Annotated in this window: 11 protein-coding genes; 6 read left to right on the top strand and 5 right to left on the bottom strand. The window is 36.7% G+C overall.

All coding sequences use genetic code 11. The features are described from left to right. Window positions 1–83: 83 nt before the first annotated feature. Window positions 84–1,859 (top strand): ABC transporter ATP-binding protein, encoded by a 1,776-nt coding sequence (locus C8N37_RS11455; protein WP_108159004.1) that lies wholly within the window; start codon window positions 84–86, stop codon window positions 1,857–1,859. Window positions 1,860–2,052: 193 nt separating this feature from the next. Here C8N37_RS11455 and C8N37_RS11450 read toward each other — a convergent pair whose 3' ends face one another. From C8N37_RS11450 to C8N37_RS11440, 3 genes are all read right to left on the bottom strand, one after another. Next, window positions 2,053–2,844 carry a M90 family metallopeptidase gene (locus C8N37_RS11450; protein WP_108159003.1) on the bottom strand — a complete coding sequence of 264 codons (792 nt, stop codon included), beginning with the start codon at window positions 2,842–2,844 and terminating at the stop codon, window positions 2,053–2,055. Window positions 2,845–2,850: 6 nt separating this feature from the next. Continuing rightward, complete coding sequence (locus tag C8N37_RS11445; RefSeq protein WP_108159002.1) at window positions 2,851–3,657, bottom strand: hypothetical protein; 807 nt, start codon at window positions 3,655–3,657, stop codon at window positions 2,851–2,853. A gap of 73 nt (window positions 3,658–3,730) precedes the next feature. Continuing rightward, on the bottom strand, window positions 3,731–4,201 hold the full coding sequence (locus tag C8N37_RS11440) for a Dps family protein (protein WP_108159001.1): 471 nt from the start codon (window positions 4,199–4,201) through the stop codon (window positions 3,731–3,733). Window positions 4,202–4,375: 174 nt separating this feature from the next. Here C8N37_RS11440 and C8N37_RS11435 point away from each other — a divergent pair, with 174 nt between their 5' ends. Next, window positions 4,376–6,055, top strand: coding sequence for an RluA family pseudouridine synthase (locus tag C8N37_RS11435; protein WP_244914402.1), 1,680 nt, complete (start codon window positions 4,376–4,378; stop codon window positions 6,053–6,055). Between the two features lie 313 nt (window positions 6,056–6,368). After that, the gene (locus tag C8N37_RS11430; RefSeq protein ID WP_108158999.1) at window positions 6,369–8,960 is read left to right on the top strand and encodes a DUF5686 family protein; all 2,592 of its coding nucleotides are present in this window, start codon (window positions 6,369–6,371) and stop codon (window positions 8,958–8,960) included. A 64-nt stretch (window positions 8,961–9,024) separates the two neighbouring features. Here the strand turns inward: C8N37_RS11430 and C8N37_RS11425 are convergent, their stop codons facing one another. Then, a complete protein-coding gene (locus tag C8N37_RS11425) occupies window positions 9,025–9,660 on the bottom strand; it encodes a hypothetical protein (RefSeq protein ID WP_108158998.1) in 636 nt (211 codons plus the stop codon). A gap of 88 nt (window positions 9,661–9,748) precedes the next feature. Beyond that, window positions 9,749–12,667: an FAD-binding and (Fe-S)-binding domain-containing protein gene (locus tag C8N37_RS11420; RefSeq protein WP_108158997.1), complete on the bottom strand. Its 2,919-nt coding sequence runs from the start codon at window positions 12,665–12,667 to the stop codon at window positions 9,749–9,751. A gap of 161 nt (window positions 12,668–12,828) precedes the next feature. On the opposite strand from C8N37_RS11420, the gene C8N37_RS11415 reads away from it, so the two are divergent. The 3 genes from C8N37_RS11415 to C8N37_RS11405 all read left to right on the top strand — a co-directional run bounded on the left by C8N37_RS11415 (window position 12,829) and on the right by C8N37_RS11405 (window position 15,115). Next, window positions 12,829–13,347: an FUSC family protein gene (locus tag C8N37_RS11415; RefSeq protein WP_108158996.1), complete on the top strand. Its 519-nt coding sequence runs from the start codon at window positions 12,829–12,831 to the stop codon at window positions 13,345–13,347. A gap of 206 nt (window positions 13,348–13,553) precedes the next feature. Next, a complete protein-coding gene (locus C8N37_RS11410) occupies window positions 13,554–14,027 on the top strand; it encodes an Lrp/AsnC family transcriptional regulator (protein WP_045755826.1) in 474 nt (157 codons plus the stop codon). A gap of 20 nt (window positions 14,028–14,047) precedes the next feature. After that, on the top strand, window positions 14,048–15,115 hold the full coding sequence (locus tag C8N37_RS11405) for an EamA family transporter (RefSeq protein ID WP_108158995.1): 1,068 nt from the start codon (window positions 14,048–14,050) through the stop codon (window positions 15,113–15,115). The last annotated feature ends 59 nt before the right edge of the window (window positions 15,116–15,174 follow it).

Below are 15,174 nucleotides of genomic sequence, written 5' to 3'. Positions count from 1 at the left end.
AAAACTTATGAATTGTTTGTGACAGTATAAGTTTGTAAAATACAAAATTTAATGCTGAATAAGTTTTACATTTGTATTATTATATGAAAGAGTTAGCTTATTTAAATAAATATTTTTACAAATACCGCTGGAAATTAGTTCCGGGTGTTATTTTCGTTATCATCTCTAATTATTTCGGTATTCTTCCTGCCAAGGTAATACGAGAGGCCTTTGATTTAGTACAAGAGAACATTTATTTATATAAACTCTACAGTGGATTTGAAAGGCAGGAGCTTATATACCAAGTTTTTGGGTCCAGTTTACTTTTCTTCGGCGGTGTGGTCTTACTCCTATCCTTATTGCGCGGGATTTTCCTCTTTATGATGCGTCAAACCATTATCTTGACTTCGAGACATATTGAATATGATTTAAAAAATGAAATCTACCGTCACTACCAGAAACTAGATTTTGCTTTTTTTAGAAGAAATAATACGGGCGACCTCATGAGTAGGGCGACAGAGGATGTCAATCAGGTACGCAATTACTTAGGGCCTGCAATTATGTACGCCATCAATACGATTGTACTGTCTATCATGGTCATCTATGCCATGTACGATGTCAATGCTCGATTAGCAACATATGCCCTCATTCCTATTCCTATTCTCTCGGTCGTGATTTTGTTTGTCAATAAAATTATTAACAAAAGAAGTGAAAAAATTCAAAAACAACTAGCTCGTCTAGCGTCGTTTGTACAAGAAAACTTTGCCGGTATTAGGGTCATCAAGACTTATAATAGAGAAAAATATAAAATGAATGCTTTTGAAGATGAGAGTACCATCTATCGCAATACAGCTCTTTCACTTGTCAAAGTACAAGCTGTTTTCTTCCCTCTGATCTTATTGCTCATTGGTTTAAGTACCATTATCACCATCTATGTTGGGGGTTTGGAAGTCGCAAAAGGCACCATCACCGCTGGAAATATTGCAGAGTTTATTATATACGTCAATCAATTGACTTTTCCTGCCATGTCTTTAGCTTGGGTCACTTCACTGGTACAACGTGCTTCAGCTTCGCAAAAGCGAATTAATGAATTTTTGAATACCAACTCGCCCATCATCAATGGAACTACTAAAAAGACACTTAGTGGAGACCTCAAAGTCGAGCATATATCATTCACCTATCCTGAAACAGGTATTCAGGCTATCGAAGACTTATCGTTCCATATCCCTGCAGGTCAAACTCTCGCCATTATCGGTAAGACTGGATCAGGTAAATCGACCTTAGCCAATCTGCTGCTCAGAATGTTTGATATCGACAAGGGCGCTATCAAATATGATGATATATCCATCACAGATTTAGATTATCAAGATCTGAGACAGCAAACAGGTTTTGTACCTCAAGAGGTATTTCTGTTTTCAGATACGATCAGCAATAATATCGCATTTGGATTGGATCATTTTACACAGCAACAGGTAGAACAAGCGGCAAAAGATGCTGCTGTTTATGATAATATAATGGGATTTGATCAGGGTTTCGAAACTTCAGTTGGAGAACGCGGTATTACCTTATCTGGTGGTCAAAAGCAACGGGTATCCATTGCACGCGCTTTAATTAAAGAACCCAAAATTTTAATATTTGACGATTGTCTATCTGCCGTAGATACCAAAACAGAAGAGCAGATATTAACATCACTAAGCCGCATCATGAAAGGCAAGACATGTGTTTTCATTGCACATCGTGTATCTACCATTAAGAATGCGGATAAAATCATCGTTTTAGATCAGGGAAGAATTGCGGAAGAAGGGTCACATGAAGAACTCATGAACCTGAAGGGTCAGTATTTTGAATTGCATGAAAAGCAACTTCTCGAAGCGATTTAGCTGCTTCAGCTCCTAGCACACTAGGGATCATAACAACGCCCTTCTATGTCATGTAGAAGGGCGTTGTTATAGGCACTATTTTGTTCTAACCTAAATTTAAAACACTTTAAAAATCAGGATTTGAAAAAATGTTGTCGTGCAGAGCTATGGCATGGACATGATGAGCATTGTTAGGTTCAGCAGTTACCATACATTAAGCGAAACTTAAGTCCTGTTTAAAAATAGTGCTTAAAGCCTTATAAAGCTCCGGATGATGGCTTTTTAGTCGATCTGGGTTTTCAAAAAAATACTCCGAAACAACAGCAAAAAATTCTGCCCGATTGGTAATACCATAAGGGTTAATATCCGATTTACCTTCTTGAATTTTGAAAATTTCCTTTCGTATCATTTCCAACCAAGCTAACGTGTAGGTATGGTCAATTAAAAATTCGGGTAACCCATCTACTTCACCATCGGTCTTATCCAATAAATGAACAAATTCATGGATAGCGGTATTTTGACCATCTTTTGTATTTAAAAAGCCTGCCTCTAATGCTGCCTTGGATAAAATCATTTGGCCATTCATGGATCCCTCTCCCACCATACCTAAAATTCTTCTGTCCTCATTTCCTTCAAACTGATAATCTTGATTAAAGGTATTTGGATAAAGCAGCACGGTCGTCAGATTGGCATACTCCCATTTTTTAAATGCAAAAACAGGTATGATCGCACTCGCTGCAACTAACATATAATCTTTTAAAGAAACTTCAACGCCAACACCTTCAACAGTTACCTGATCTAAAAAATGTAAACAGCGTTCTTCAAATTCAATTTTATCCGCATCAGGAAGATGTTGATAATATTGTACTTCTTTCCATAAAATATCTTTCCCCTCTTTACTTAAAACTCGTCTGATGGCTTTACTATTTTTTTGTGTTTTATTTAACAAATAATACACTAAATAAATAACAGCTGGGACCAAAATGATGATAAACAATTTCTCCATATATTTTTATTTTACAATTTTCCAATTCAGATCACGCTCTTGTAAATGCTTCCGGAAACCTTTATAATGCGCAGCCCCAAACATAATCAGAATTTTCTTTTGTCCAGCATCTGCAACCAATGCCGCTAAATTTTCTTCTCTTCTTTTCATAATAAAATCCCGATCAAAAATTCCTTTCAACTTACCTTTTATAGCTTTGCAACCATAAGGCTCATTTAGAGGAGTATTCCAATCACATGGCTCTAAAACAATATCTCCATAGGTATATTCAAATTCGTCGAGGAGCACGTTTTTTGGTATATCAGCTACCACCGCGGTATTATAGTCAACTTTGAAAAACGAATACTCAGGTTGTGCAATGATTCTACTACCCAAGTTTTTATAAATAGGTGCCATCAATACTTTTGTTGTATCGGAGGTCTTTTCATAGGTCTTAGTACTCCCCACGGTATGACCAACTAATTTTCGGAACTTACGATCATAAAGGTCGCGTTGCTGTGCACTATCAACTTGATAAGCAATACTTTCATAGAAAACAATAAAACCTTCCTGTTGAAGAGAATCAACTTTACGCTGGATATAATCGTAATAATTACGCTTACCTAAATGGCGCATGGGAATATAAATCATCTCCCGATCACCATTTTTCAAATGGTGTACCCGCGCTGCATTCTGTAAGACTCCGGTTGATTGCACCACTAAAGATTCGGCACAAGATGAAAAAAGAAGTAAAAAAGCAATGAAAAAAAAATAGTAACGCATACTGATAATGACAACAAATTTAAATGATGCAACTACTCGAACAATTATCATGCAGTCTTTTTTATTATTTACAAAAAAAGCAGTAACCAAGTTGATTACTGCTTCATTAACAATATGTCGGAAACTACGCTACATGGGCACGTAACATCCAAGCTAATTTTTCATGTTGCGCCAACAGACCGACCAAGAAATCCTCAGTTGCCTGATCACCAGCTTTTTCAACGGCATCCAAATTTCCTCTTATGCTCATAATAATAGACTCATGGTCTGACAACAATTCCTTAAAAAATCCTTTGCTATCTGTATGCTCATATTTCGTTTCGGTCAAATGCGTTAATTCCAGATATTTAGCATATGATCCTACAGCATAGTGCCCGATTTGACGGATACGCTCTGCGACTTCATCAATAATTTCAGCTAACTGATCGTATTGCGACTCTAAAAATAAATGCGCTGCATGAAAATCCGGTCCTTCGACATTCCAATGTGCATTTCTTGTTTTTTGATACACGATACTCTCATCAGCCAATAGATTATTCAAAATAGCGGATACTTTAGCTAAGTCTGCTTCTTTAATACCAATTTTTGCTTTCATAATGAATTATTTTACAATCTACTTTAATCATTAAAATTATCGTTATTTCTTATACAATATTAATAAAATACACGCTTAAAGGTGATTAATTAACCATTAATATTGTCATAAAAATAACATCATTTTTGTACTTTTGCCTTTATAATGACAACAACAATAATAATGGATAATTGTTTGAGCAAGGATATATACTTTCACGAATTTGAAGAAGAAATCAATCCCTTATCCTTACCTACTCATTTTACCTTCCCTTTTTGCTACGAGCCTCATGAGTTAGCAAAAAAGGCAAGTGAGTATGTTCAACACTATATTCTTACACAGCAGGAATGGATCCATAACTTTGGCTTGGAACCTAAAATGGAAGGACAAGCTATTGGAAAAATGTTTGGCGTTTTAGTGGTTCAGGATCGAAATAAAAAAATCGGCTTTTTAGCGGGATTTTCTGGCAAATTAGCCGGAAAAAATGACCATCGTTATTTTGTTCCGCCCGTATTTGATATGCTCACTGAAAACTCCTTTTTCCTGTTAGAAGAAGAACATTTAAATGACCTCAATAAGCAAATTGCGCTATTGGAAGAGCGTGAAATAGGCACCGAACTTAGACGTAAACTTGAGCAAACTAAAATCAAACTCGACCATCAATTCATACAATTTAAAGAAAATCTAAAAATTCAAAAGAAAGAAAGAAAACTGCTTAGAGATCAATCAAAATCAGTACTTTCTCCATCTTCCTACGAATTACTGGAACAAGATCTGATTAAACAGAGTTTAAGAGACAAGCACGAGCTCCGTGTCTTCCAAAAGCAGTATGAACAGGATATGGCCGCTGCGGAGCAGCCTTTAAACGATTATGTGAATACCATAGCAAATCTAAAGGAAGAACGTCGAAAACGTTCCTCCCAACTCCAGAATAAATTATTTGCACAGTATAATTTTCAAAATGCACAGGGCGAAAGTAAAAATGTCATGGACATATTTAACGACTTGAATAAGCCCCAACCCCCTGCAGGATCAGGTGAATGTGCCGCACCTAAATTACTGCAATACGCTTATTTAAATCAGTATAAGCCCATCGCCCTGGCTGAATTCTGGTGGGGCCAATCTCCTTCAGCGGAGGTACGTAGGCATTTACACTATTACCCTGCTTGTCGAAATAAATGTGAACCCATACTTGGATATATGCTACAGGGCTTGCTGGTGGATAAAAATCCAATGCTTGAAAATCCGGATGAAAATATCAAGCTTCCTATTATTTATGAAGATGAAAGTTTGGTGATCATCAACAAACCTGAAGAATTCTTATCCGTCCCAGGGATCCATGTCCAAGATTCGGTCTATACCCGAATGCTCCAGAAGTATCCAGATGCTGGACCGTTAATCGTGCATCGATTGGATATGTCCACATCGGGAATTCTTGTTTTAGCAAAAAATAAAGAGGCGCATAAAATCATTCAAAGCCAGTTTATCAACCATACGATTGTCAAACAATATATTGCCTTATTAGACGGCTTAGTCACCGAAGATTCAGGTATGATATCATTGCCAATTCGGGTAGATTTAGACGACAGACCCCGTCAGTTGGTCTGCTACGAATATGGAAAAAAGGCGATTACAAGATGGGAAAAAATTGGGGTTGTAGCGGGTAAAACAAAAGTTCGTTTCTTCCCGCTTACAGGACGTACCCATCAACTCCGTCTACATGCTGCTCACCCTGATGGTATGAACTGCCCTATCGTAGGTGATGATCTATATGGCCAAAAATCCAATCGATTGCACTTGCATGCCGCATACATCGCATTCAACCATCCCGTCACTAATGAACGCATGCATTTTTCCGTAGAACCAAATTTTTAAAATATCAAACAATTCAACTGACCTTTTTGTTACAATAGTCAATTAAAAAAGATTAATTCACGTATAAATTCATCACAGAGAAGTAAAATTACGGTCAACTTATTCTGACAATATAATACAATAATTGAATATCAGCACTTTACCAAGTTACCTCAGAAAAATAAAGCTGTTAAAAAATTGTAAATGTTTTATTAATTCTTAATTTTTTATTTCTTTTGCATACAACTTATTAGAACATTTAAGTTAAAAAGTCAGAAATTAAGATTGTGTTACAACACATATCCATAATTTGTGATATCATTAATGTAAAATTATGGAATACCAACGTAGTACCAGCGCAATTACAAAAACATTATTTTTACTTGCAACAGTTATGTTTCTGAGTATCACTGTGGCATTAGGTCAACTAAAAACTGTACAAGGTATTGTCAAGGATAGTAAAACGAAAGAACCTATTGCTTATGCCACAGTTGCCGTTGTGGGAGCACCTTCTTCTCCGGGTAGCGCGATGTCGACCCAGGAATCTGGTCGCTTTACACTAAAATTCCCAATGACTTACACAAAAATCCGTGTATCCAGCATTGGTTATGACTATAAAGATGTATTTGTGACAAACGATGAAACGCAGCAAATCGAAATATTGATGGACGCGCAAGATAACACCCTTGATGAGGTTGTGGTAAGAGCGAAAAAAAGAAAATATACGAATAAAGAAAACCCTGCAGTCGCTTTAATTCGAAAAGTAATCGAAAATAAAAGTAAAAACAGATTGACCGGGCAGCAGTTTGCACAGTATGATCAATATGAGAAAATTTCTTTAGGTCTAAGTAATTTGTCTGAAAAATTTGTAAATAAAAAAATATTTAAAAATTATCAATTCCTTTTCGAACTGGATGATTCCGCAAAAACGGCAAATAAATACTTGTTGCCGGCCTTTATGGAAGAAAAACTTTCAAAGGTTTACTACCGAAAAGATCCAAAAAAGACAAAACAATATATAGTTGGGGAACAGCGTGCTCAATTTGACCCCAAATTTATTGACAATGATGGTCTGAGTGCTTATTTCAATAAATTATATGAATCGGTAGATATTTACGATAACAATATCACGTTGGTGACCAATCAATTTTTAAGTCCTATTGCCAATTCTTCGCCGACCTTCTATAAGTTCTTTATCACGGATACGATCAAAACTCAACAGCCTTGGTTGGTCGAGCTTAGTTTTTTCCCTAGAAATAAAGCTGATATGCTTTTCAAAGGTCAGTTGTATATCACTTTAGATGGTAATTATGCTGTTCAAGGTGCTAATATGACTGTCGCAGATGATATCAACTTAAACTTTGTTCGAGATATGAATATTGAGCTTAAATTTGATCAAGATGAAAGCAAAAGATTCTATTTGAGTCAGAGTACACTGGGGATTGATTTTTCGTTAACAGATAAGGGTACAGGTATCCGCGGTAACCGGACGGTAAATTATAAAAATTACAAAACAGGAGTCGTTCAGCCCGATAGTATCTACAGTGGCCCTGAAACGGTAATTGCCTATAATATATCGGATGGAAAAGGTACCCGCAAATTATTTGACGCACAACGCCAGATACCTTTGACTAAAAATGAGTTGAATATCTATCACAATATTGATACGCTGCAACAGATTCCTTCATTCAAAACCTTTATGGATATTGCCGCTTTAGTATTTTCAGGATACAAACAGGCTGGTCCGGTTGAGATAGGACCTGTGAATACATTTTATAGTTTCAACCCTGTTGAGGGATTTAGGCTACGTGTGGGTGGTAGAACGACAGAGTCTTTCAGTAAACGATTCTATGCTGAATCTTATGCTGCTTATGGCTTTAAAGATGAGAAATGGAAATATTTTCTAAGCGGCACTTATGCATTCAATAATAAATCTGTATACTCGTTTCCTCAACATTATATCAGAGCATCTTTCCAGCGGGACACCAAGATTCCGGGTCAGGCATTGGAATTTATTCAAGAAGATAACTTTTTACTATCCTTCAAAAGAGGTGATAATGAAAATTATATCTACAATGATGTATATCGTATTGATTATAGGAAAGAATTTGAAAATCGTCTAAGCATTGGACTAGGTTTTAATGCGACCAAACAATCTCCAGCAGGAACATTACGCTATCAGATCATCGATCAAGATGGTCAGACAAGGGTTTTCAATGAAATCAACTCCACAGAGTTATCTGTTAACGTACGTTATGCTCCTCATGAACAATTTTATCAAGGCAAGTTATACCGTACACCTATTTTCAATAAGTACCCGATCTTTAACTTCAATTATACAGCAGGACTTAAAGATGTGTTCAAAGGCGAATATAGCTACCACAACTTTAACGTTAGTGCTTTCAAAAGATTTTATTTAAGTCAATTTGGTTATGCCGATGTGGACGTAGCAGGTACTTATATTGCAGGTAAGGGGATTCCATTTCCATTCTTAACGATACACCGGGCCAACCAGACGTATGCTTATCAATTGAATTCTTATAACTTAATGAACTTTTTAGAATTTGTGAGTGATCACCACGTTTCGGCAAATGTTCAATACTATATGAACGGCTTTTTATTGAATAAAATTCCAGTTATTAAACAGTTGAAACTTCGTGAAGTATTTAGTTTCAAGGCTGTTTACGGTGGATTACGCGACGAGAATAATCCGGATCATTCGAATCAGGTATTCGACTTCCAAAAGAATGCAAACAATGAGCAGTCTTCTTATACCTTTGCATCTGAGCCTTATATGGAAGCAAGTGTTGGATTGTCCAATATTTTCAAAATATTGCGTGTAGATTATGTACGAAGATTAAATTATCTGAATCATCCTGGAGCTCCTAAGTCAGGTATTAGAGCGCGAGTCAAATTTGATTTTTAAAAAACAATACACATAAAAAAAAGGCTTTCTAAATTTAGAAAGCCTTTTTTTTATAAAACTCACTCTACTTACCTTGCAAAGCTGCAATAAATGGAGCGCGGAATTTAGGATCTTTTTCCTGAAACTCCACCGATTTCTTATACGTATCTATATTAAAAAACATCTCAGCTGGCTCTCCAGACTTCTGATCCAAAAAGAGCTTAAAACTATAAGTCGCTGTTTTATCTAGATCAACATTTACTTTATTGGAAGAGAATACAGTGGGTAGTATTGTCGTGTTTGAAAACGAACCGGAGGCAGGTATTTCATAGATTGTACCTAAAGCTTTAATAAAATTATCACTTTCTGCACCTATGGAAGAAATTTTAATTTTTCCTTTTGTAAAGCCCATATCATCATTTGCCTGATCATCTATAATTCCCGCTGGAATCATATTAACGACTTCGACCTTTAATCCAACAGTATCTCCCTTAAAGACACTTCGAGCTGTATAAACATGACTAGAGTCAGTTTTTACATCATCAACAATACGTAAGAAAAGGTGTTTATTATTGGTTACAGGACCATCTATAGTAAGGTCTACAATAGGGGCATTACTCTTTTTTGATTGATCTCCTCCCTGTTGATTTTGGTTCGTGTTACCACATGCCGTTGCAAATGCTAAAGCAGATAGAACAGCAATTTGATTTATTTTTCTCATCGTTTTCAATAATTATGTTTATCAGTAAAAATCGTTTACTAAAATTAACGATTTTTACTGATAAACATATAAAATAGCACGTTTGTTTTTACTTAATTAAAGCATCATACAAAATTTCTACCGGGTGATAAGAATGGCGCCCTACCCCATCTTTTATCTGATGTCGGCAAGATGTGCCTGCTGCCGCGATCCATGTCGTCGTATCGGTCTTGCGTATGGTGGGCAATAAGACCAATTCCGCTACTTTCATGGAGATTTCATAATGTTCTTTTTCGTATCCAAACGAACCTGCCATCCCACAACAGCCTGAGGGAATCACTTCAACTTTATAATTCATCGGAAATGACAAGACCTTTTCGGTTGTTTCAACCAAATGAAATGCCTTTTGATAGCAATGACCATGAAGCTTGATGGTCTTATTTTCTGCACTGAACTGTTCTTTATGAATACGTCCAGCCTGAATCTCTTTTAATAAGAACTCATCAAACATTAGTGCATTTTTTGCAAGTTTTGCTGCGTCTTCATATAATTCAGGATCAACTAAAGCAAGATATTCATCTCTAAAGGTAATAATACCCGAAGGTTCTATTCCCAATAAAGGGGTCTCTTCAGTAATCAGATCTTTCAAAAAATTAACGTTTTTATTGGCTATTTTCTTTGCCTCTTTGACCAATCCTTTCGAAAGATATGTCCGACCGCTTTGAATATGTTTAGGGATGATCACTTCATATCCCAATGCGGTGAGCAATTTATAAGCTGTCATACCAATTTCAGCATCATTATATTCCGTAAATTCATCGGCAAATAAGTAGACCTTACGCTTTAAATTGGTATGATCGGGCTGTTTTTTTACCCATTGAGTCAAGGTCGTACCAGCGACCTTTGGTAATGATCTTTTCGGAGCAAACCCGATCGTTTTTTTAACAAGACCGGATAGCCATTCATTTTCAACAATGAAGTTGTACACGGGAGCAACGAATGATCCTAATTTCTGTGATTCTGTAAAATTGGCAATCACTCTTGCTCGAAAAGGTACACCGTGCTCATCGTAATAGTGCTGTAAAAATTCTGCTTTCATCTTGGCCACATCAACACTAGAAGGACATTCGGTTTTGCAACCTTTACATGATAGGCACAAGTCCATCACTTCTTTTAGTTCTTCATGATCAAAACGGTTGTCTTTCGCTGAGTTTGTCAAAAATTGACGTAACATATTGGCACGTGCACGTGTCGTATCTTTTTCATCACGTGTCGCCATAAAAGAAGGACACATCGTCCCTCCCGTGATCTCTGTTTTACGACAGTCACCCGAACCAGAACATTTTTCAGCAAGGCGCAGGATACTCTCTTCTTTTGAAAAATCAAAATAAGTCTTAATCGGCGTCGTATTTTTATTATTATCGTAGCGAAGAAAAGTATCCATTGGTGGCGTATTCACAATTTTATTAGCGTTGAATACCCCTTTGGGATCAAAAATTTCCTTCACTTCCTCGAGGAGTCTGTAGACTTTTTTTCCTAAAACTTTCTCAATAAATTCACCTCTTAGTCGACCATCACCATGCTCACCACTTAAAGAACCATTATATTTTAAAACTAAATCTGTTGTTTTCTCTAAGATCGAACGAAAAGTCTTAATACCTGCTTCTGTCTTTAAATTGACAAAAGGCTCAATATGAAGCTCTCCCGCTCCAGCATGGGCATAGTAAGAAGCATGAACTCCTTCTGCAATCAATAAATCTTGAATATCGGCTACATATGCCGGTAAGTCTTCGGGAGAAACGGCACAATCTTCAATCAGATTGACTGGCTGACTATCTCCTGGAAGATTACGGATCAAGCCCAATCCAGCTTTGCGTACATCCCAAACCAAATTTGTTTGGTCTCCGGTGATGTAAGGATATGCATAACCTAAATGGTTGTCGATCAACTCCGCCTTTAATGCCATCGCCTTAGCTTGCACTTCATCTGGAGTATTGCCCCTAAACTCGACAATAAGTAAAGCTTTGGGATCACCTTCAATAAAAAAGCGATTGTATTGATAAGTTGGGTGCCCAACTGTAAAATCCATGATATACTTATCGACGAGTTCCGAAGCTTCTGGATGATGCGACAAAGCGATCACATTTCCTTTCATACACGCGATCATATCGTCAAAATGAATACACAGCAGACCTAATTCTTGAGGAGGTAGCGGCAGTAATTGCAACTTAGCCTCTGTAACAATAGCTAGCGTTCCTTCCGAACCGGCCAACAACCGGCACATATTAAAAGGAACCGTTTTATCAGAGACCATATCCAGTGCATATCCGGTATTGCGTCTTGTAATCGATCGTTTAGGATATCCTGTCGCTATCGCCTGAATATTTTCTTCTTCCGTCAATAAGGCATTCAGTTTGCGATAGATTGATCCTTCTCTATCTTTTTGAATTAATTTTTTAAAATAAGAGGCTTCATCCAAGGCTTCAAAAACGACCTCAGACTGGTCGTCCAATATGACATCTGCCGATAATAAATTTTGTCGCGTATCGCCCCAAACAATGGAATGTAAACCAGAAGAGTTATTCCCAATCATCCCGCCAATCATCGCTCTACTTGCCGTTGAAGTCTCCGGGCCAAACATGAAGCCAAAAGGTTTGAGGTAATGGTTGAGATCGTCACGGATGACACCTGGCTGGACCCTAACCCAACGTTCTGCTACATTAAGTTCAAGAATCTGATTAAAGTGCTTGGAGATATCCATGACAATACCATTTCCAACCACTTGACCAGCCAATGAGGTACCAGCTGTCCTTGGAATAATCGTAATGCTATTTGCTGATGCAAACTGCAGTAAAATTTTAATGTCTTCGGTATTTTTCGGTATTGCGACAGCCAATGGCAATTCCTGATATACGGACGCGTCCGTAGAATAGGCTATTCGGATCGTATGGTGATATGCTGAATCATCATAATACAAATCTCCTGTCAAAGATTGCGATAATTGATCTAAAGAAATATTTTCCTTCACAGTTGGTATATTTTATATAAACAAAGCTAACTATTTTAAATAATCAAAAGAATTGATCTTGCAAGAAAATGAAAAAACTACATGAAACATGCATAAAAACGCATTAATAATGATTTTAGGTTCTCCAAATAAGCTGTACTTTTGCAAAAAAATATAGTAAGATGCGTAAAACCCTGATGCGATATAGCCTACACTCCGACTTCATCATCTATTTGATCCGTATTTTGATTGGTTTTTCAATTGGTTACTTTTTGTATATCAGCTTTCCTGAATATTCGGCTATATGGACCTTAATCTCCATTGTCTTAGTGATTTCTCCGGATGATACCGAAGCAACAAAGATTGCTTTTGACAGAACAAAATCTAACTTTATAGGCTCAGCTACGGGGATACTCTTTTACTTCACCAACCTTCCGCAGATGTGGTCTATGCTCTTGGGGGTGATTACATCCGTCGCTATCTGTCGTTTATTTAACATTTTGAGTGTGGCACGTACGGCGATGGTAGCGATGATCATCGTCGTGGTTCATGAGCATCAGTTAAAATCATACGTGGCAGCACTCGATCGCTTTGCTTGTGTGACTATTGGTTGTGTTATTGGTTTGATTGTCACCTTGAGCACCAGCTATATTATTAAGATATTACGGGAAAAATATTCCATGGAAACCTTTGGCGAATAATATTCGATGAGAAGCCAAAATTGCCAAAGATAATTCAAATAAAAACAAAACGTTAATATTCAACAAGTTGAATATATAAAATAGTACTCAAGCTATTAAATAGGCGTCTTAGCAAGTCAATAAATAAGAATCGAGATAGAATTATATTCTGAATTTTATTAAATTATTTGAATATTATTCGAAATATACTTACCTTTGCACTCGATATGACAAAAGTAGAATATAATTTAGATCATGTAGATTACAAAATCTTGCGTTTAATGCAAGATAATGCACGGATTAACAACGCCGATATTGCAAGAGAACTGAGCATGGCTCCCTCTGCAATTTTAGAACGTGTTAAAAAATTAGAGCAGAAAAATGTAATCTTACAATACAATGCTAAAATAAATCCAGCGGCAATCGATCAAAAGTTATTATCGTTTATATTCATCAAAGCAAACGATATTATTGGGGAACAGAAAGTTGGGATTCTTTTAGCAGAGATACCTGAGGTGCAGGAGGTCCATGATATCGCTGGAGATGATGGTTACCTGATCAAAGTTAGAACAGCTGATTCTACAGCTTTAGTCGATCTGATGCGTAACACGCTAGGTAAAATTGAAGGAATCATTTCAACGCGAACCACTATTGTGTTACAAACAGTAAAAGAAGAACAACAGTTAGTTATACCAGAATAATTTAGGAAAGGAATTTAGAGATGTTAAATAATAAAGTACAACAAGCAAGCCCTTTAATGGTCATACTCGCATATGCTGTCGTGTATATTGTATGGGGGTCAACTTTTTTCTTTATTGAGAAGGCGCTTCACAGTTTTCCACCATTCATTTTAGGCTCGTTTAGGTTTATTACAGCAAGTATATTGCTGATGGGGTATTGTGTATTAAAAGGTTACAAAATATTCAATAAAAGAGCGATTCGCGATTCTATCGTTGTCGGATTTTTACTCTTATTTATTGATATGGGTGGACTTATCTGGGCTGAGCAATATGTTTCGGGTGGTGTTGCAGCAATTATTGCTGCGGCAGCGGCAATTTGGTTTGTTATACTTGATAAACCAAAGTGGAAAGAAAATTTTAGCAGTCAATCGACCATTGCAGGGTTGATTCTAGGATTTTGTGGTGTTATTTTACTGTTTGTAGAGCAAATCATTGCGAGCAAATCATCTGCCAATAAGGAGATAACTGTTATTGCCTTAGTGATTATGGTCCTTGGGTCTATTGCTTGGACAGCAGGTTCTTTATATTCTAAATACCAAAAGAAAAGCCACCAAGAAGAGAAGGAAGATTTACATGTGTCGGTAAAGACAGCATGGCAAATGATCACAGCCGGTATTTTATTTACAACCGTTGCCAGTTTAAATGGCGAATTTGCCCGTTTCAGCTTTCAGCAGGTTACTCCTATCGATTGGTTTAATATCTCGTACTTAATTGTTTTTGGATCTATCTTGGCATTTAGTTCTTACATCTGGTTGCTATCGGTAAGACCTGCGACCGAAGTGAGTACATATGCATATGTAAATCCTATTGTTGCATTAGTATTAAGTTACTTTTTCAGTAGCCATGCCGTGACTTCTACACAGGTAATAGGTTTAGTGATTATATTGGTTTCCGTATTGTTGATGAACTGGAAATTATATAAGAACAATAAAATGGTTGCTAAAATCACAAAAACGACAATTGCAGATCGTAGAAAATCGATACGATTGAGAAATCAAAGAGATGCAGTGGTCAGAAAAGATATTAAAAAAACAGAAGTTGCAAATTAAAAATAACGCCTTCTTTTGTATACAGATAATAAAAGCTTAACAAAATGTTAGGCTTTTAT

It is taken from the genome of Sphingobacterium faecium, assembly GCF_003054045.1.
Classification (GTDB): Bacteria; Bacteroidota; Bacteroidia; order Sphingobacteriales; family Sphingobacteriaceae; genus Sphingobacterium; species Sphingobacterium faecium.
Note: the sequence above shows the minus strand (reverse complement) of the source record. Positions and strands in the feature narration are given on the sequence as shown.

Coding starts and splice junctions, on each gene's coding strand:
- C8N37_RS11425 (WP_108158998.1), bottom strand. CDS start 9,660: ATGAGAAAAATAAATCAAATTGCTGTTCTATCTGCTTTAGCATTTGCA.
- C8N37_RS11410 (WP_045755826.1), top strand. CDS start 13,554: ATGACAAAAGTAGAATATAATTTAGATCATGTAGATTACAAAATCTTG.
- C8N37_RS11405 (WP_108158995.1), top strand. CDS start 14,048: ATGTTAAATAATAAAGTACAACAAGCAAGCCCTTTAATGGTCATACTC.
- C8N37_RS11440 (WP_108159001.1), bottom strand. CDS start 4,201: ATGAAAGCAAAAATTGGTATTAAAGAAGCAGACTTAGCTAAAGTATCC.
- C8N37_RS11445 (WP_108159002.1), bottom strand. CDS start 3,657: ATGATAATTGTTCGAGTAGTTGCATCATTTAAATTTGTTGTCATTATC.
- C8N37_RS11430 (WP_108158999.1), top strand. CDS start 6,369: ATGGAATACCAACGTAGTACCAGCGCAATTACAAAAACATTATTTTTA.
- C8N37_RS11415 (WP_108158996.1), top strand. CDS start 12,829: ATGCGTAAAACCCTGATGCGATATAGCCTACACTCCGACTTCATCATC.
- C8N37_RS11455 (WP_108159004.1), top strand. CDS start 84: ATGAAAGAGTTAGCTTATTTAAATAAATATTTTTACAAATACCGCTGG.
- C8N37_RS11450 (WP_108159003.1), bottom strand. CDS start 2,844: ATGGAGAAATTGTTTATCATCATTTTGGTCCCAGCTGTTATTTATTTA.